Source organism: Sphaerisporangium siamense (genome assembly GCF_014205275.1).
In the GTDB taxonomy this organism is placed as follows: Bacteria; Actinomycetota; Actinomycetes; order Streptosporangiales; family Streptosporangiaceae; genus Sphaerisporangium; species Sphaerisporangium siamense.
This window is the reverse complement of the sequence record NZ_JACHND010000001.1, coordinates 2,832,957-2,850,074: the sequence shown is the minus strand read 5'-3', so window position 1 is coordinate 2,850,074 and position 17,118 is coordinate 2,832,957. Positions and strand designations below refer to the sequence as shown.

At 73.0% G+C, this 17,118-nt stretch carries 17 protein-coding genes; 13 read left to right on the top strand and 4 right to left on the bottom strand.

Annotated features, from left to right (window positions below):
* Nucleotides 1–13: 13 nt before the first annotated feature.
* Nucleotides 14–997, bottom strand: a complete 984-nt coding sequence (gene nudC, locus BJ982_RS13175) for an NAD(+) diphosphatase (RefSeq protein ID WP_373869713.1) — start codon at nucleotides 995–997, stop codon at nucleotides 14–16.
* A gap of 186 nt (nucleotides 998–1,183) precedes the next feature.
* Here nudC and BJ982_RS13170 point away from each other — a divergent pair, with 186 nt between their 5' ends.
* The 7 genes from BJ982_RS13170 to BJ982_RS13140 all read left to right on the top strand — a co-directional run bounded on the left by BJ982_RS13170 (nucleotide 1,184) and on the right by BJ982_RS13140 (nucleotide 9,148).
* Nucleotides 1,184–2,329: an ATP-grasp domain-containing protein gene (locus tag BJ982_RS13170; RefSeq protein WP_184879966.1), complete on the top strand. Its 1,146-nt coding sequence runs from the start codon at nucleotides 1,184–1,186 to the stop codon at nucleotides 2,327–2,329.
* Entirely contained in the window at nucleotides 2,326–3,906 is a 1,581-nt protein-coding gene (locus BJ982_RS13165; protein ID WP_239123761.1) for an IucA/IucC family protein, read from the top strand. The genes BJ982_RS13170 and BJ982_RS13165 overlap by 4 nt, the downstream gene beginning before the upstream one ends.
* Nucleotides 3,903–5,624, top strand: coding sequence for an IucA/IucC family protein (locus BJ982_RS13160; protein WP_184879964.1), 1,722 nt, complete (start codon nucleotides 3,903–3,905; stop codon nucleotides 5,622–5,624). Before BJ982_RS13165 ends, BJ982_RS13160 begins: the two co-directional genes overlap by 4 nt.
* Nucleotides 5,621–6,904, top strand: a complete 1,284-nt coding sequence (locus BJ982_RS13155) for a type III PLP-dependent enzyme domain-containing protein (protein WP_239123762.1) — start codon at nucleotides 5,621–5,623, stop codon at nucleotides 6,902–6,904. Before BJ982_RS13160 ends, BJ982_RS13155 begins: the two co-directional genes overlap by 4 nt.
* 130 nt (nucleotides 6,905–7,034) lie before the next feature.
* Nucleotides 7,035–7,289 carry a hypothetical protein gene (locus tag BJ982_RS13150; RefSeq protein WP_184879962.1) on the top strand — a complete coding sequence of 85 codons (255 nt, stop codon included), beginning with the start codon at nucleotides 7,035–7,037 and terminating at the stop codon, nucleotides 7,287–7,289.
* Entirely contained in the window at nucleotides 7,234–7,701 is a 468-nt protein-coding gene (locus BJ982_RS13145; RefSeq protein ID WP_184879960.1) for a PIN domain-containing protein, read from the top strand. The genes BJ982_RS13150 and BJ982_RS13145 overlap by 56 nt, the downstream gene beginning before the upstream one ends.
* 208 nt (nucleotides 7,702–7,909) lie before the next feature.
* On the top strand, nucleotides 7,910–9,148 hold the full coding sequence (locus tag BJ982_RS13140) for an FAD-dependent oxidoreductase (RefSeq protein WP_184879958.1): 1,239 nt from the start codon (nucleotides 7,910–7,912) through the stop codon (nucleotides 9,146–9,148).
* A gap of 21 nt (nucleotides 9,149–9,169) precedes the next feature.
* Here the strand turns inward: BJ982_RS13140 and BJ982_RS13135 are convergent, their stop codons facing one another.
* Nucleotides 9,170–9,733, bottom strand: coding sequence for a TetR family transcriptional regulator (locus BJ982_RS13135; RefSeq protein WP_184879956.1), 564 nt, complete (start codon nucleotides 9,731–9,733; stop codon nucleotides 9,170–9,172).
* Nucleotides 9,734–9,816: 83 nt separating this feature from the next.
* On the opposite strand from BJ982_RS13135, the gene BJ982_RS13130 reads away from it, so the two are divergent.
* Both BJ982_RS13130 and BJ982_RS13125 read left to right on the top strand, forming a co-directional pair.
* Complete coding sequence (locus BJ982_RS13130) at nucleotides 9,817–10,674, top strand: SDR family NAD(P)-dependent oxidoreductase (RefSeq protein WP_184879954.1); 858 nt, start codon at nucleotides 9,817–9,819, stop codon at nucleotides 10,672–10,674.
* A 117-nt stretch (nucleotides 10,675–10,791) separates the two neighbouring features.
* Entirely contained in the window at nucleotides 10,792–11,796 is a 1,005-nt protein-coding gene (locus BJ982_RS13125; protein WP_184879953.1) for a M48 family metalloprotease, read from the top strand.
* Nucleotides 11,797–12,060: 264 nt separating this feature from the next.
* Here the strand turns inward: BJ982_RS13125 and BJ982_RS13120 are convergent, their stop codons facing one another.
* Nucleotides 12,061–12,786: a class I SAM-dependent methyltransferase gene (locus BJ982_RS13120; protein ID WP_184879951.1), complete on the bottom strand. Its 726-nt coding sequence runs from the start codon at nucleotides 12,784–12,786 to the stop codon at nucleotides 12,061–12,063.
* A gap of 209 nt (nucleotides 12,787–12,995) precedes the next feature.
* Between BJ982_RS13120 and BJ982_RS13115 the strand changes: the two genes are divergently transcribed.
* From BJ982_RS13115 to BJ982_RS13105, 3 genes are read left to right on the top strand one after another with little or no spacing between them, the layout of a single operon-like run.
* Nucleotides 12,996–13,415: a GntR family transcriptional regulator gene (locus BJ982_RS13115; protein WP_221482307.1), complete on the top strand. Its 420-nt coding sequence runs from the start codon at nucleotides 12,996–12,998 to the stop codon at nucleotides 13,413–13,415.
* Nucleotides 13,412–14,347, top strand: a complete 936-nt coding sequence (locus BJ982_RS13110; RefSeq protein WP_239123763.1) for an ABC transporter ATP-binding protein — start codon at nucleotides 13,412–13,414, stop codon at nucleotides 14,345–14,347. Before BJ982_RS13115 ends, BJ982_RS13110 begins: the two co-directional genes overlap by 4 nt.
* Nucleotides 14,348–14,363: 16 nt before the next feature.
* Nucleotides 14,364–15,332, top strand: coding sequence for an ABC-2 membrane transporter-related protein (locus tag BJ982_RS13105; protein ID WP_184879947.1), 969 nt, complete (start codon nucleotides 14,364–14,366; stop codon nucleotides 15,330–15,332).
* Between the two features lie 5 nt (nucleotides 15,333–15,337).
* On the opposite strand, the gene BJ982_RS13100 is transcribed toward BJ982_RS13105, so the two are convergent.
* Nucleotides 15,338–15,781, bottom strand: a complete 444-nt coding sequence (locus BJ982_RS13100) for a winged helix-turn-helix transcriptional regulator (protein WP_184879945.1) — start codon at nucleotides 15,779–15,781, stop codon at nucleotides 15,338–15,340.
* Nucleotides 15,782–15,899: 118 nt separating this feature from the next.
* Here BJ982_RS13100 and BJ982_RS13095 point away from each other — a divergent pair, with 118 nt between their 5' ends.
* A complete protein-coding gene (locus BJ982_RS13095; protein ID WP_184879943.1) occupies nucleotides 15,900–17,012 on the top strand; it encodes a GDSL-type esterase/lipase family protein in 1,113 nt (370 codons plus the stop codon).
* Nucleotides 17,013–17,118 lie beyond the last annotated feature (106 nt).

Below are 17,118 nucleotides of genomic sequence, written 5' to 3'. Positions count from 1 at the left end.
GCGGACCCGGAGGTCACCAGTCGCCGGACAGCGGGGCGCCGTACCAGCTCTCGATGAGGCGGCGGGCGATCGAGACGCCCGGCGGCAGGCGCACCTCGCCGTTCTCCACCGCCGCGCCGAGCTCGGACCGCGTCAGCCACATCGCCTCGGCGATCTCGTCGCGGTCCAGGATGATCTCGGTGGAGGCGGCCTCGGCGAAGAAGCCGAGCATCAGGCTGCGCGGGAACGGCCACGGCTGGCTGCCCATGTAGCGGGGCGTCCTGACCGTGACACCGACCTCCTCCAGCACCTCGCGGGCGACGGCCTGCTCCAGGGACTCGCCGGGCTCGACGAACCCGGCCAGCACCGAGAAGCGCCCCTCCGGCCACTGCGGGCCGCGGGCGAGCAGGCAGCGGTCGTCGCCGTCGTGGACGAGCATGATGACGGCGGGGTCGACGCGCGGGAAGTGCTGGCTGCCGTCCTTCGGGCAGACGCGCATGTGCCCGCCGGCGATCACGGTGGTGGCGGCGCCGCACCTCGGGCAGTGCTCGTGGGTGGTGTGCCACGCCTCCAGGGCGACGGCGTTGACCAGCAGCCCGGCGTCCCGGTCGCCGAGCACGGCGCCCGCCCTGCGCAGGCCCTCGGCGGCGACGTCGGCCCAGTCGGGGGCGTCCTGGACGGCCTCGGCGACCTCCGCGCCCTTGGGCAGCGGGTACGGCGTGGGCAGCGGCAGCGTGGTGGCGACCGCGAAGTAGGCGACGCCGTCGGCGTCCACGCCGAGCAGGTAGCGCTCGCCGTCGGGGGCCTCGTGCGGCGAGACGAGGACGAGCTCGGCCGTGCCGTTGTGCCGGCGGATCATCGTGTTGCCGTCGTGGACGAGCAGGACACGGGTGGCGGGGTCGGACCAGGCGGCGCTCAGCCAGTCCGCGTCGTTGCGGTGGACGGCCGACCTGTCGACGCCTCCGCGCGCGAGAAGCAGCGGCCCGAGCAGGCCCTCGCCGTGCGGGATCTCTCTCACGTGGCCTCCTCCCAGCGGACTGCCCATCCTATGACGCCCGCCGGAACAGGCCGTAATACGCCCGGCATGCCGGGCAATGCGGGCATCGCCGGTGATTAGCATGTCAGGCAGCGCGGCCGGTCCCGGGACGGCTAAGATCGGCTGGGTTAGGTAAGCCTTACCTGATTCCATCTCGGGGGTGCCCGCGTGCGGCTCTATCTGACCACGCTCAATCCGACCGACTCGGTCACCCGTGGCTTCCTGCCCGCCGCCCGCGCGCTCGGATGCGCGGTGACGATCCTCACCGACCAGCCGGAACGCTACCCCGGCGCCGAGACACTCCGCACCGACGTCCGCGACGCCCGCGCCGTGATCGACACGATCGCCCGCCACCACCGCCCGGACGCGATCTTCTCCAACTCCGACCACATCCAGCCCGAGACCGCGCTCGCCGCCGAGTACTTCGGCCTGCCCGCCAAGGACTGGCGCGCCTGCCTGACCGCCAAGAACAAGGCCCTCACCCGGCGCGCCCTCGCCCTCGCCGGCGTCGAGTCCGTCCACTCCGTACGCCTCCCGCCCGGCGGCCCGCCGCCCGCGGACCTGCCGTACCCGGTCGTGGTCAAGCCGCGCGAGGGGGTGGCCAGCGAGGACGTCGTGCTCGTACGGGACTCCGGCGAGCTGGCCACGGCCGTGGCGGACATCGGCGCCCGCAGGCCCACGGCCACGCTCGTCGCCGAGGAGTACCTGGAGGGCCCGCTGCGCACGCTGGAGACCCTGGGCGACGGCCGCGACCTGCGCGTGCTCGGCGGGTTCCGCACGACGCTCGGCCCGCTGCCGTACTTCGTCGAGGAACGGCTGGACTGGGACCCCGTCGCCGACCCGCACGTCCTGCGGGCGCTGGCCGCGATCGGGGCCGGGCTCGGCGCCTGCCACGCCGAGTACGTCGTGACGGACGCGGGGCCGCGTGTCGTCGAGGTCAACTACCGGGTGATCGGCGACACCTGCGACTTTCTGCTCGCGGAGCTGCTCGGGGTGCCGCTGCACGAGTGGATCCTGCGCGTCCACCTCGGCGAGCCGGTCATGACGCCGCCGGACGCCACGGGGCACGGCGCGGCGGTGAGCCTTGTCGCCGACGCCACCGGGACGATCAAGGAGGGTCCCGGGGACGTGGCCGAGAACGCCGGGGACGTCCGGCTGCGGCACCGCGCCCTGCGCGCGGTGGGCGACCAGGTCGAGCTCACCCACACCAACCGCGACTACCTGGGCATCGTCAGGGCCGTGGGGCCGGACGAGGCCGCGGTGTCCCGGGCGGTCGACGGCTTCCGCGCCCGCCACCCGTGGGTGATCGGGTGAGCGGCGCCGAGCGCCACGTCGCGGCCCGCGTCCTCGACGCGTTGCTGCGCGAAGACTACGGCGGGCTGGCCGCCCGGATGACCCACGACAAGGACGGCGTCCGGCTCGTGCTCCCCACGGGCCGCGTGGTGCGTCTCGTTCCGGGGTCCCTGTTCCAGGACTTCGTCTGCGCGCCCGAGGAGTCGCCGGCGCTCGCCGAGGTGCTGGACTCGCTCGCCGCGCTCGCCGGCTACCGGGACGGCGAGGGGGTCGCCGCCTTCGCCGAGGAGTGCCGGGCGGCCGTGCGGGGCCGCCGCTGGTTCGAGTCCCGCCGCGACGAGGTCGCCGCCCGCATCGCCGCCGCGCACGGCACGCGCGACGGCCGGGGCGTCCCCGGCGTCGTGTACGAGTCGCTGGCCGCCTTCGCCGAGCACCCGGTCCATCCCACCTCGCGGGCGCGGCCCGGCCTGGCGGAGGCGGACACCGTCGCCTACGCGCCCGAGTTCGCGCCCGAGTTCCGGCTCCGCTGGGCGCGGGTGCCGGTCGCGGGCACGACACGGGCCGGCGACCCGCCCGGCTGGTGGCCGCGAGATCCCGGCCCCGGGCACACCCTGTTCCCCGTCCACCCGCTGACCGTTCCCCTCGTGCGCGACATTCCCGGCGTGCGCGTGCTCGACGAGCCGTACCGCGGCGTCCAGCCGACCCTCTCCATGCGGACCGTCGCGGCCGGGCCGCGCACGCACCTGAAGCTGCCGCTGCCCGTCAGCACGCTGGGCGCGCGCAACCGGCGGTCCATCAAGCCCGCCACGCTCGGCGACGGCGCGCGGGCCGAGCTGCTGCTGCGCGAGATCGTGGACAGGGAGCCCGGCCTGGACGTCCTGCTCGCCGACGAGCAGACCTACGCCCACGCCGGGCACGAGTACCTGGGGTGGATGGCCCGCCGCCTCCCGGAGGGCGAGATCGTCCCGGTCGCGGCCCTGCTCTCCCCCTTCCCCGGCCGCGCGCCCCGCGTGCTGGACGACCTGGCCGCCCGGTACGCCGGCGGCGACGCGCCCGGGGTGCTGGCCGACTACCTGCGCGTGCTGTTCACGTGGAACGTGCGGCTCTTCGTCACCTACGGGGTCGCCCTGGAGGCCCACCAGCAGAACCTCGCGCTGGTGTTCCGCCCGGACGGCCCGGCGCGGCTGCTGGTCAAGGACAACGACGGGATGCTCGCCTCGCCGGCCCGGCTGCGCGCGGCGGGGCTCGCCGTCCCGGACTTCACCGACCCGCGCATGCTCACCGACGACCCGCACGCCCTGGCCGACGTGTTCGTGACGATCACGCTGCACCTGGCCGCGGCGGCCGTCGCGTTCGGGGCCGGGCACGGCGGGCTCGTCGCCGAGGCGCTGGACAAGGCCCTGGCCGAGTACGGAGGCCACCCGATGGCCCGGCTGCTGCGCGCCCGCACGCTCGACGCGGCGCGGCTCGTCGGCAAGTCGATGGTCACCGCGGGGACACTCGCCGACCGGGGCCGCGTCGCCGCCGACGTCAACAAGCACTACGGGACGAGCGGCCCGAACTACCTGCGCCACCACCGCGGAAAGGCGACCTCATGAACCGCGCCACGCTGGACTCCCCCGCCGGGCGCGCCGCGGACGACGGAGCGTCCGCCGACCCCGGCGAGGTGGCCGAGCGGGCCTCGGTCGCCGCGCTGCTGCGGTGCTGCCTGCGCGAGGTCGCGGGGCCGCGCGGCCAGGTGTGGGCGGCGGGGCCGTACCTCACGCTGCGCCTGGCCGGGCACCTGCTCCGCGTCCCCACCTCCGGCGGGCCCGCGCTGCGCTTCGACGGGCCGGCCGAGCGCCTCGACCAGGGGGCGTGGCATCCGTTGTCCCTGGACCGGCTGGTCCGGCTCGTCGAGACCGAGCTGGGCGCGGGGGCCGCGGCGTCGGTCAACGACGAGTTCGCCGGGCAGGTGGCCGGGAGCAGGGACGTCATCGCGGCGCTGCTGCGGGCGCGGCGGACGGCCGTGCCGCCGGGCGACGCGTGGCTGGCCTCGGAGCAGGCCCTGGTGTTCGGGCACCCGTTCCACCCCTCCCCCAAGGCGCGGGAGGGCGCGGGGTGGGAGCGGTACGCGCCCGAGGCGCACGCGGCGTTCCCGCTGCGGCTGCTCGGGGTGCGCGAGGACGTGGTGGCGTCCGGCGGCGAACCGGGCGTCCTGGACGCGCTGGGCGAGGCGCCGGACGGGTACGTGCTCCTGCCCGCCCACCCGTGGCAGCTCCGCCTGCTCGGCGCGCGGACGGCGGACGCCCTCGCGGACGGGCGGCTCGTGGACCTCGGGGACGCGCCGGGACGGGCGGTCCCCACCTCGTCGGTGCGCACGGTGTACGAGCCTCGTATCGGCATATGCCTGAAGTTCAGCCTCGATGTGCGGATCACCAACTGCGTGCGGAAGAACGCCTGGTACGAGCTGACCGCCGCCGCCGAGCTGACCCGGCGCCTGGAACCCGTCTTCGGCGACCTCGCGTCGCGCTTCCCGGGCACGCGGTGGCTCGCCGAGCCCGGCTACCGGTCGGCGGCGCTCGGGACGCGCCTGCTCGAAGGGCTGGGGGTGATCGTCCGCCGCGGCCCCTGGGAGGTCACCGGGCCCGGCGTGACGCCCGTCCTGGCCGGAGCGCTCGCCATCCCCGGCTACGGCGCCCGCGCCACCTCCCCCAAGCGGGACGACGGGGTGGGGCGAGTGGCGGAGGCCATGGCGCGGGATCCGGCCGGGTGGTGGGGGGATTATGTCGAACAGGTGGCGGTGCCCGTTCTCGACGCCTACTTCCGGCACGGCGTCGTGCTGGAGCCCCACCTTCAGAACGTGCTCGTGGGGATCTCCCCGGAGGGCATGCCGGTTGAGGCGATATTTCGTGATCTGGAGGGGACGAAACTGGTCACCGGACGCCACGACGTCTCCGGCCTGCCCGATCCGGCCGCGCGGGCCGCGTGCTATGACGCCACGCGCGGCTGGAACCGCGTGGTCTACTGCGTCATGGTGAACCATCTTCCCGAGATCGCGGCCACGGTCGCCGTCACGGCGGCACGGGCGGCCGCGCCGGCCCGTACGGAGGTCCCCATGGTCGCGGACGAACTGCTGCGGGAGCTGTGGGCGCAGGCCCGCTCCCGGCTGGCCCGCTACTCCGCGGAGCACGGGCGTCCACTCCCCCTGTCGGACCTGCTGGCCGGCGCCCCGCTGCCCGCCAAGGCCAACCTCACCGCCCGCTGGGCCCGCTCCGCCGACCGCGACGCCGGGTACGTCCCCATAGCCAACCCCTTCGCGGGGGTACCGGCGTGACCGTCCCAGGCCCGCGCCAGGAGACCGCGGGCACAGCGGACGTGATCGTCCCGGACGGCGTCCGCGAGCGGGCCCTGCGGCTGGCCGACGCGCTGCCCGCCTACGTCTACGACCTCGCCGCGCTGGACTCCCACGCCGCGACGGTACGGCGGGCGCTGCCCGGCATCGAGCTGTACTACGCGGTCAAGGCCAACCCGGACCCGGCGCTGCTGCACGTCCTGGCCCCGTACGCGGACGGCTTCGAGGTGTCCTCCATCGGCGAGGTCGCCCACGTGCGGTCCGTCCTCCCGGACGCCCGCCTCGCCTTCGGCGGACCGGGCAAGACCGACGCCGAGCTGGCCCTGGACGTCCACCGCCTCCACGTCGAGAGCCCCGGCGAGCTGCGCCGCCTCATCGACATGGACGTACCGGCGGACGCCCTGCTCCGGGTCAACCTCGACGTGCCGGTCCACGGCGCGTCCCTGGCCATGGGCGGCGGCGCCACCCCCTTCGGCATGGACCCCGACGGCGTTCTGGAATGCCTGCGCCTCACGGACGCGCAGTCCCTGGGACCCACCGGCGACCACAACCACGCGAAGTCCCTGCGACCCGTCGACGGCCAGAACCGCGTGGAGTCCCTGCGGCCCACCGGCGGCCAGAACCGCGTGGAGTCTCTACGGCCCACCGGCGGCCAGAACCGCGTGCGGCTGCGCGGCGTTCACGCCCACCTGGCCAGCGGCCTGGACGCCCCCGCGCTGCTCGGCCTGGCCGAGGCCGTCCTCGCGTTCGGCCGCGGGCTGGAGGCCACCGAGATCAACCTCGGCGGTGGCATGGCCGTGTCCTACGACGCTCCGGACAAGCTCTTCGACTGGCAGCGGTACGGCCTCGGCCTCAACGCCCTGCGCGCCCCGGGCGAGACGCTGCGCATCGAGCCCGGCCGGGCCCTGACCGCCTACTGCGGCTGGTACCTCACCCGGGTGCTCGACGTGAAGCGCGTCCACGGCGAGGTGTTCGCCGTCCTCACCGGCGGCACCCACCACCTGCGCACCCCCGTCGCCAAGGGCCACGACCACCCCTTCGCCGTCCTGCCCACGGGCCGCCCCGGCACCGGCATAACCGACGAACCGGTCACCCTCGCCGGCCAGCTCTGCACCCCCAAGGACGTCTTCGCCCGCCGCGTCGTCACATCCGTCAACACCGGCGACATCATCGCCTTCGCCATGGCCGGCGCCTACGCCTGGACCATCTCCCACCACGACTTCCTCATGCACCCCAAACCGGCCTTCCACTACCTGACATGAGGAATGTCGTCAGGTGGAGCCGGTCTTGGGCCGCCCATCCCCCCGACACGCCGACGCCTTAACCGTTCGTGACCTGTAAGGTACTCACAGCGACCATGACGCACGGGATGTCGTTGGTTACCGTGGAAGGGTGATCGAGGTGAGCCTGCATCTGACGGAAGATCTCAAGCATCGAGTGACCGAAGCGGCGCGGCGGCATCACGTCTCGGACGAGCAGTACATGCTCAACGCCATCGAAAGATCACTTCGCGAGGACGCGCCCCACCGGACCACACGACCACGTCCCACTCTTCCGTTGTTCCGCAGCGGCGACCCGACCCTCGCGGAACGTGTCGACGACATCCTCGCAGAAGGGTTCGAGCAAGGCGACGATGCTCGTCCTTGACACCAGCGGTCTATGGGCGGCGATCGATGCGGACCAACGACACCACGAGGCGACGAAACGGGCGCTGCTCAGAGATCCAGGCCCTTACCTGCTCTCACCGTTCGTGCTCGCGGAAATCGACTACCTGCTCTTGACGCGGCAGGGCATCGACCGTGAGTGCGATCTGCTGCGCGACGTCGCCGCGGGCGCCTATGAACTGGTCACGGTGACCAACGAAGACGTCGGCCGCGTCCTCACCGTCGTGGAGCAGTACCGCGACCTCGCCGCGGAAGTGACGGACGCGTCCGTGGCGCTCCTGGCGGCGAGGTACCAGACCACGCGAGTGCTCACGCTCGACCAGCGACACTTCCGGCCGATGAAGCCGCTATGGGGAGACACGTTCACGATCCTCCCGGCCGACGACAAGAACTGACGCGCTCCGCCTCCACGCGTCTCGGGTTCGCATGCGGCTCCCCAGTACGGCTGCGTCAGGGCGGAGTCCGATCCATCGGATTAATCCGGGCTTTCGCCCCTTCCTTCCGCGCCGCCGGCGGCCTCACGGGGTATGGTCTTCTTAGAGATTCAACTACTGATGAATTAAGGACGACGGGTCAGGCGTATTCGGCACAGGGAGGATCGGCATGAGTGTGGAGAGCACTGGTGTTCTGGTGTGTGGCGGTGGGCCCGCGGGGATGATGCTGGGGCTGCTGCTGGCGCGGGCGGGGGTGGCGGTTACCGTGCTGGAGAAGCATGGTGACTTTCTGCGGGACTTTCGCGGGGACACCGTTCACCCGGCCACGATCCGGCTGCTGGACGAGCTGGGGCTGGGGGAGGGCTTCCGGGCGCTGCCGCAGAGCCATCTCGGAGGGCTGTCGCTGCCCGCGCCGGACGGGAGTCTGGTCCCGCTGAGCGACTTCGCCGCGCTGCCGCCGCCGTACAACTACATCGCGATGGTGCCGCAGTGGGACCTGCTGTCCTTTCTCGCCGAGGCCGCCGGCAAGGAGCCCGGGTTCTCGCTTCGCATGAACACCGAGGCCACCGCGCTGGTCAGAGAGGGCGAGAAGGTCGTCGGGGTCAGGTACCGCACGGCGGACGGCGGCGAGGGCGAGATCCGCGCCGAGCTGACGGTCGGGTGCGACGGCAGGCACTCCACCCTGCGCGCGGACGCGGGCCTGGTGCCGCGGGAGTTCCCCGTGCCGTTCGACGTGTGGTGGTTCCGCCTGCCCCGCCCCCCTCAGGACGGGGACGGGCCCGCCGCCATCACCCCGGTGGCCCGGGGCACGGAGGCCCTGATCGCGCTGGCCCGCGAGGGCTACCTCCAGGTGGCGTACTTCACCGCCAAAGGCTCCGACCCGCGGCTGCGCGCCGAGGGCATCGAACGGTTCCGCGAGCGCGTCGCGCGCCTGCGTCCCGACTTCGCCGACCGGGTGGACGAGTTGAAGAGCATGGACGACGTCTTCGTGCTCGACGTCAAGCTGAACCGGCTCAAGCGCTGGCACCTCGACGGGCTGCTGCTCATCGGCGACGCCGCGCACGCCATGTCCCCCGCGGGCGGGGTCGGCATCAACCTGGCCATCCAGGACGCGGTGGCCGCCGCGACCATCCTGGCCGGGCCGCTGCGGCGGCACGCCGTCACCGTCGCCGACCTGGCCGCCGTGCAGGCGCGCAGGCGGCGGCCCACCGTCATCGTCCAGACCGGCCAGCGGCTGCTGCAGCGGTTCATGTTCGGGGACCAGTTCACGGGCAAGCGCTCGGGACCGCCCAAGGCTCTACTGCTCCTCGGCCGCATGTTCCCCCGATTCCGCACGATCCCCGCCCGCTTCATCGGCTTCGGCCCCCGCCCGGAACACGCCCCCGCCTTCGCCCGCAGAATCCCGTAGACGTCCGCTCGCCGGCCTGGCTCAGCTCAGGAAGGCCGGGCGGAGCATGGCGAAGGCCTGGTCCACCAGGGCGAGCCGGTCGGTGGACCCCCCGGCGCGGACCCACTCGCGTGCCACCACGTCCAGGGCCGCCCCCGCCGCCGCGGCGGCGAGGTCGGCCTCCAGCGGGGGTATGCCGCGGTCGGTCAGCGCCCCGATGATGCGGGCACGGGCCTCGTCGCGCTTGTGGAGCAGCCTGGCCCGCAGCGCGGGGGTGGACTCGATGAGCCGCATCCCCTCCACCTGCGCGGTGATCCGCGCCTCCCAGCCGCGCAGCACGGCGTGCAGGCACTCCCAGGGACCCTCCTCGGGCGGACGCGTGGCGATCTCCTCGGCGACCTGCTCCCCCATCGCCTCCACCTCGCCGAAGACGGCGTCCTCCTTGGTCGGGAAGTAGCGGAAGAAGCTGCGTTTGGACATGCCGGCCGCGTGGGCGATGTCGTCGACCGTCGTCGCGTCGAAGCCGCGCTCGGCGAAGAGCTGGAGCGCCCGTCCGGCGATTTCGGCGCGTACGGCGCGCCTGGTGCGATCCCGCAAACCCTCCATGGCGCAATGCTACACCGATTGCCTATCATGACACTTGGTGCCATATTCGATGCGACGCTCTCTCTTCGAGTACGGAGGCTCACATGCGAGGCGGAACCGTTCTGGTCACCGGCAGCACCGGCGGAATCGGCAAGGAGACGGCGCGCGGGCTGGTCGCGCTCGGCGCCAGGCTGCTCCTCGTCGGCCGCGACCCGGCACGGGCACGACAGGCGGCCGACGAGCTCGGGGCGGGCGGCGGCCGGGTGGAGGCCATCGCCGCGGACGTCACCCGTCTGGACGAGGCGGCCAAGGTGGCCGCGTGGGCCGCGAGCCGTTGCGACCGGCTGGACGTGCTGGTCAACAACGTCGGGGCGAGCCCGCCGCGCCGTACGCTCACCGCCGACGGCGTGGAGGTCACGTTCGCCGCCCATGTGCTGGCGCCGTTCACGCTCACCCACCTGCTGCTGCCCCTGCTCGGCGGCCGGGTGGTGAACATCACCGGCGGCATCCCCGGCGGGCCGATCGACCCCGGCAACCTGCAGGCGGAGCGGCGGTACCTGGGCTGGACGTTCAGCCAGTACAACCACACCAAGACCATGCTGATGGCGATGAGCCTGCGCTTCGCCGAGAAGGTGGCAGGCAGCGGCGTCACGGTCAACGTCGCCTACCCCGGGCACGGCCACACGCCGATGAACCGGGCGATGACGATGGCCGGATTCCCTTACGTCTACCGGCCGCTGGTACCGCTGCTGCGGGTCGCCGCGCCACGGCTCTTCGGCGATCTGGCGAAGCCCGCGCGCTCCAGCGTGTACCTGGCCTCCAGCGCGGAGGTGGACGGCGTGAACGGCGCCTACTTCAGCATGAAATGCCGCCGCACGGCCTGGCCCGCCGGCGCGCTCGACCCGCACGGCCAGGACGCGGTCTGGGCCCTGTGCGAGCGCCTGTCCGGCGCGGTCGTCTGACCTGTGGCCGATTCGGGGCGGCGATCCGACCGTGGTTTCCCCGGCGGGCCGGCGCAGCGAACAGAGCAGGGCGAGTGCCCCCTATGCAGCCTGGACGGATGACCTTTACCTTGTGCGGTGACGGAGAGGATCGCCCCGGTGAAGGTGCTGAAGGCGGGGGCCGCGCTCGTTCTCGCGGTTCTGGTGCATTCGTTCACGGTGACGCTGCTCGTGGCGGGCGGATGGATCATCGCCAGGAGCCCCGGCTTCGCGGCGGCCTGGGCTGCGGGCGGGCTGCTCGTCGCCATCGGGGCGCTGCTCTTCCCCCGGCCGCGCGGGCTGCCGGCCGACGCCGAGGTCGTCGAGCCGTCCGCCGCGCCCGAGTTGTACGGGCTGGCACGGCGGGTCGCCGGGGCCGTAGGAACGGCGGCGCCCGTGGTCGTCGCCGTCAGTGACCTCGCCGTCGGCTGCGCGTACGCGCGGGTGGGGTGGCGGCGCAGGCCCGCGCTGGTCGTCGGGCTGCCGCTGTGGCTGGTGCTGTCGGCGCGGGGGCGCGTGGTGCTGCTGGCGCGGACGTACGCGCAGAGGGAGAAGGACGACCTGCTGGTGAGCGGGGCGCTGTGGACGCTGGCCCGGTGGCGCGAGTCGCTGATGAGCGGCAAGCCGCTGGCCCGGCGCGGCGAGACGCACATGTACATGGCGACCGTGCTCGGCGCGGCGGCCCCGCGCGGCGGGTACGAGGCCGCGGGAACGCTCGGCCAGGTCCTCGGGAAGCTGGTGGGCTGGCCCGCGCTGCTGCTGGAACACGCCCTGCGCGGACTCGTCCGCCCGGACGGCACGGGGCCGGAGGGCACTGGGGCGGACGGCACGGGCTCCGTTGCCACGACGGCGGAGGTCGCGTGGTTGGAGAGGATGGTGGAGGGGAGGCGGTTCGTGGCGCCGCTTCAGGCGGCGGCGCTGCGCGGGGCGAGCGTGGCGGAGATCCGCCGGTCGCCGCTGGTCGCCGAGGACGATCCCGGCGCACGGGCCGCCGGAGCCCCTGCCGCGAGTCCGCTGCTCGCCGAGGCCGCCTCCGGCGCCATCGACGGCGAGCTGTCCCCGCACTATGCGCGCGCGATGCGCTCCTTCGGCCTGATCTGGTGACGACGACCCGACGAGCCCGCCGTCGCGACGAAACCCTGTGACGCCAGGCCCGGCGGCGAGGACGAGGTGAACCCGCCGGCCGTGGCGAAGATCTAAGAGGGCGTGCCCTTCACCGTGAGCCATGTCGCCGCGATCCTGCCGCTGCGACGGTGGTCGCCGCCGTCCACGCTGTCCGTCGGGGCCGTGGTGATGGGCTGCGTGGCCGGAGCGGGGGCCGTGGCGGGCTGTTGCGTCGTCGTCTGGCACGTGTGGCGGGGGCATCGGTCACGGCTTGCGCGCCTGGACGGCGAGCACGATCGGGGTCGGCTCGCCCGTCTCGGCGAAGCGTTCGAGGGTCAGGCCGGCGTCGAGGAACATGCGCGTCAGGTCGGGCAGCGGCCAGTGCGTGGCGCCGACCCTGCTCCGCACCCCCTGGTCGGTCCACGAGGCTTTCGTCCAATGGCCGTCGACGTAGCCGGGGTGGATCACGACCGCGGCGGGGTCGCTCCGGTCGGCGAAGCCGCCGCAGAAGCAGGGGTGGACGCCCACGTGGACGAAGACCCCGCCGGGGCGTAACACCCGGGCGACCTCCCGCAGTGCGGTCGCGTACCCCGGCATGTCGGTGTGGACCATCATCGCGATGGCGGCCGGAAGCGCGCCGTCCCGGATCGGCAGCCGCTCGGCGTCCGCGCGGGCCACCGGCAGGCGGCCCCGCGCGTACCGCAGCATGCCGGAGGACAGGTCGATCCCGAAGGGCGTCCACCCCAGCTCACGCACCGTGCGCGCATGAACGCCGGTGCCGCAGCCGACCTCCAGGCAGACACCCGCGCCCGGCCCCAGGAGATCTCGGAGGACCCGGCCCAGGCCCAGCGCGTCCCCGCCTGCTCCCCTGGCGCCCGCATGTCCCTCTTCCTCGGCCCCGGCGTGACGCTCTTTGCCGGTGCCGTCGCCGCCGAGGAAGACCTTCTCGTACCAGTCCGCGATCTCGTCGTACGCAGGTGTCGCCGCCATGATCCGCCCCTTCGTTCGCCGATGCGTTCGCAGCCTCATTGAGCACCGGGGCGACCGGCCCGGGCCATGCGTTCCGCCCAGGGCGGTTCCGCCGGGAGCGCAAATCCGCGGCGCCGCCGTCGCCGGGCTCACCCGGGGGTGTTCGCCTTGACGTGGCGGCGGCGGCCCACCATCATTCCACTAACTCATTAGTGAAAGAGTGGAGCGTGATGGAGTTTCACTTGGACCGTGGCTCGGGCGTGGCCACGTACCTGCAGCTCGTCCACCAGGTAAAACACGCCCTGCGCCTCGGGACCCTCGTCCCCGGCGACCGGCTGCCCACGGCCAAGGAGGTCGTGGAGAAGCTCGCGATCAACCCGAACACGGTGCTCAAGGCGTACCGGGAACTGGAGCGCGAGGGGCTCGTGACCGCGCGCCCCGGGCAGGGCACGTTCGTCGAGCGCACCCTCGGCGGCGCGTCACTGGCCGAACACGCCAGGCTCCGCCGCGACCTGCTCCGCTGGGTGCGCACGGCACGCGAGGCCGGCCTGGACCAGGAGGACGTCCAGGCTCTGATCGCCTCGGCGGTCGGCGAGGCGTTCCGCGACCACCAGCAGGAGCCCGCGACCAGGAAGGACGAGATCGCGTGACGGCGAACGGCGTGACGGCGGAAAGCGACGCCGCCGCGGACGGTGCGGTGGCGTTGCGGACGTCCGGGCTGGGCAGGCGGTACAGAGGCGTGTGGGCGCTGCGGGACTGCTCGCTGTCGATCCCGGCGGGCCGGGTGGTCGCGCTGGTCGGGCCGAACGGCGCGGGCAAGACCACGCTCATCCACATGATCGTCGGCCTTCTCACGCCCACCGAGGGAGAGGTGCGGATCTTCGGCGCCGCGACCGGCCGCGACCGGGTGGCCTTCGTGGCGCAGGACAAACCGCTGTACAACGGCTTCACCGTCGCCGAGACCCTGCGGTTCGGCCGCACCCTCAACCCCGGCTGGGACGACGCCATGGCCCGGCGACGACTCGCCGACCTGGACATTCCCCTCCGCCGCAAGGTCGGCGCGCTCTCCGGCGGGCAGCGGACGCAGGTCGCGCTGACGATGGCCCTCGCCAAGCGGCCGGACCTGCTCGTGCTCGACGAGCCGCTCGCCGACCTCGACCCCCTGGCGCGGCACGACGTGATCCGGGGCCTCATGGCGGCGGTCGCCGAGCACGGCACCACCGTGCTGCTCTCGTCCCACGTCGTCTCCGACCTCGAAGGCACCTGCGACTGGCTGGTCATGCTGAACCGGGGCCGGGTCCAGGTGAGCGGCGACCTCGACGACCTCGTGGCGTCGCACCGCCTGCTGACCGGGCCCGCCGAGGCGGCCGACGACATCGCCGCGCGTCTGCCGGTCGTCGCCCGCACCGTGTCCGGACGGCAGGCGAGCCTGCTCGTGCGCGACCCGGCGCCGCCGGCCGACCCGCGCTGGACCTCGCACGCCATCGGGCTGAACGACCTGATCGTCACCTACCTGCGCGACCCGCACGCGGGCGCCTCCCGGCACCTGTCGGCCGTACCCGGCCGGGTACCCGCCGAATGAAAGGACGACCTTCTCGATGCTGTGGCTGACGTGGAGGCAGCACCGGGCGCAGATCGCCGTGACGTTCGGCCTGCTCGCCGTGCTGGGTGTCATGCTCCTGGTCACCGGCCTGCAGGCGGCGGACTACGCGGCACGGCACGCCCCGCCGGGGTGCCCCGGGCCGGCGCCGGTCTGCCAGGCCGTCAACGAGGCGCTGCGCGACTGGTACGACCCGATGTACATGGCCTTCGGGCTGCTCCCCCTGGCCGGGCCCGCGCTGGTCGGCGCGTTCTGGGGCGCGCCGCTGCTGGGACGCGAGTACGAGCGGGGCACCAACAAGCTGGCCTGGACACAGGAGGTCCCGCTCGGGCGCTGGCTCGGGTACAAGATCGTGACCCTCGCCGGTCTGCTCGTCGCCGGCGGCCTGGCGTCCGCGGCGATGATCAGCACGTGGACCTCGGTCTTCCGCGGCGCCGTGTACGGCTCGGCGCTCTCCAACCCGGGAGAGTTCAACATGGTCGGGGTCGCGCCCGCCGCGTGGTGGCTGTTCGCCTTCGCGGTGGGGACGCTCGCGGGCACGCTGTTCCGCCGGACGCTGGTCGCGATGGCCGTGACGATCGCCGTGCTCATGCCGGCGTTCCCGCTCGTGTTCTTCGCGCAGAAGGACTTCGCCGAGCCGGTCCGCCTGGTCACCGCCGACCGGGATCAGCCCATCGACCAGGGCGGCCTGTTCGTGACGGAGAACTGGGTGGACCCGGCGGGCCGCGAGCTCACGGTCACACCGGTCGACGTCTGCGTGGCGTCGGAGGAAGTGGACATGCGCAGCGGCCGGGCGCAACTCGAAAGGGACCGCTGTCTGCTGGACCGCGGCTACCGGATGGCCGTGTACTACCACCCCGCGAACCGTTTCTGGCCCTTCCAGTGGACCGAGGCCGCGATCCTCACCGCGGCGGCCGCGGCCCTCACATCCCTCGCCATCGCCCGCACCTCCCGCCGCCGCATCTGACGATTTCAGGGGGTGTGGGTGTCGTACTTCTCGCGGTTGGCGAGTACCTCGTCCATGTGCGCTTCGGCCCACGCCTTGATGCCGCGTATCACGTGGTGGAGCGAGAGGCCGAGGTCGGTCAGCTCGTAGGTGACCGTGACCGGCACCGTGGGGGTCACGGTGCGGGTGACCAGCCCGTCGCGCTCCAGGGAGCGCAGCGTCTGGGTGAGCATCTTCTGGCTGACCCCGGCCAGCCTGCGGGACAGCTCGGAGTAGCGCATGGACCGCGGCTCGCCGCCGAGGTCGCCCGCGGATCGCCGCGGGCCGTCGCTGCCGAGCGCGGCCAGGATCAGCGCGACCCACTTGTCGGAGATCCGGTCGAGCAACCGGCGGCTCGGACACTTCGCCAGGAAGGCGTCGTAGTCCGCCTTCACCTCTGCCCGCTTCTGGGTCGCCGTCCTCGTCGGCATCGACCGCTCCTTCCTACCGGGGGGTGGCTTACGCACTTCGAAGTGCGTACTTCCCACTGGAGAGTTACCTCCCCATAGTGATGCGGGACGACCGTCGTACGCAACGAATGGAGCGAGCATGATCTGGACAGCCGGCTTCCGCACCGCGGTGATCAGTCCCTATGAGCGGATCCAGCTCACCGAACCCCGCGGCTTCGCCGACCAGACGGTGCGTCAGGTGCTGCACATGGCCGGCGGCGGAGATCGGCTCCGCGTACGCCTGACGAACCGTTACGGCCGCACCCCCTTGACCATCGCCGCCGCGGGCGCCGCCACCGAGCACGGGCAGGCCGCCCTCACCTTCGACGGCGCGGAGAGCCTCGTCATCCCGCCGGGAGAAGAGGCCGCGAGCGACCCGATCGATCTGCCCGTCGCCCCCGGCGCCGACCTGATCCTCAGCCTCTACTTCCCTGAGGAGACAGGCCCGGCCACCTACTCCCACCGGCCCATGGAGACCGCTCACGTCGTGGGCGGTGACCACGTCGCGTCTCCCGCGCTGCCCGGCGCCGAGCGGGTGGAAGCCCGGTTCTACGTCTCGGGCGTCGACGTGCCCGCTCCGGACGGCACCGCGATCGCCGTGGCGTTCGGCGACTCCTGGTTCGAGGGGGTCGGCTCCACGACCGGCGCGAACAACCGCTCGGTGGACTTCCTCAACCGGCGCCTCACGCGGGGATGGGTCGTCAACCAGGGCATCGCGGGAAACCGCCTTCTGCGGGACGAGGTCGGCGAGCACGGGCTGGCGCGCTTCGACCGCGACGTTCTCTCGATTCCCGGCGTGACCCACGTCCTGGTGCACTTCGGCATCAACGACCTCGGCCTGCCCGGCATGTCCGGCGAGCCTCCCGCAACCTCCGACGCCCTCATCGAGGGCTTCGAGGCCCTGGCCGACCGCGCCCACCAGGCGGGTTTGAAGATCCTCGCCGCCACCATCGGCCCCTTCGCGGGCGCCGTCCATCCCGGGATCAGCACCCCCGAGGGCCTCGCCGCCCGGCGCGAGGTGAACGACTGGATCCGTACCACCGACGCTTTCGACGCCGTCTTCGACGTGGCCCGAGCCGTCGAGGGCCGCGAAGCCCTCGACCACATCCACCCCGCCCTGGACAGCGGCGACGGCATGCACCTCAACGACAAGGGCGCCAAGGCCATGGCCGACGCCGTGAACCTGGAGGACCTGGAGGACCTGGCCCTCTAGAGACCGCGCCCCTGCGGACTTTTAATCCGTAGGTTCCGGGTTCGAGCCCCGGGCGCCCTACCACTCCATACCCTACCCGACCTGGGATTTCTTGGTTTTCGGCCAT

Excerpts from the sequence above, each read along its gene's own strand:
- BJ982_RS13160 (WP_184879964.1), top strand. The coding sequence starts at position 3,903 with ATGAACCGCGCCACGCTGGACTCCCCCGCCGGGCGCGCCGCGGACGAC.
- BJ982_RS13140 (WP_184879958.1), top strand. The coding sequence starts at position 7,910 with ATGAGTGTGGAGAGCACTGGTGTTCTGGTGTGTGGCGGTGGGCCCGCG.
- BJ982_RS13135 (WP_184879956.1), bottom strand. The coding sequence starts at position 9,733 with ATGGAGGGTTTGCGGGATCGCACCAGGCGCGCCGTACGCGCCGAAATC.
- BJ982_RS13130 (WP_184879954.1), top strand. The coding sequence starts at position 9,817 with ATGCGAGGCGGAACCGTTCTGGTCACCGGCAGCACCGGCGGAATCGGC.
- BJ982_RS13120 (WP_184879951.1), bottom strand. The coding sequence starts at position 12,786 with ATGGCGGCGACACCTGCGTACGACGAGATCGCGGACTGGTACGAGAAG.
- BJ982_RS13115 (WP_221482307.1), top strand. The coding sequence starts at position 12,996 with ATGGAGTTTCACTTGGACCGTGGCTCGGGCGTGGCCACGTACCTGCAG.
- BJ982_RS13105 (WP_184879947.1), top strand. The coding sequence starts at position 14,364 with ATGCTGTGGCTGACGTGGAGGCAGCACCGGGCGCAGATCGCCGTGACG.
- BJ982_RS13100 (WP_184879945.1), bottom strand. The coding sequence starts at position 15,781 with ATGCCGACGAGGACGGCGACCCAGAAGCGGGCAGAGGTGAAGGCGGAC.
- BJ982_RS13095 (WP_184879943.1), top strand. The coding sequence starts at position 15,900 with ATGATCTGGACAGCCGGCTTCCGCACCGCGGTGATCAGTCCCTATGAG.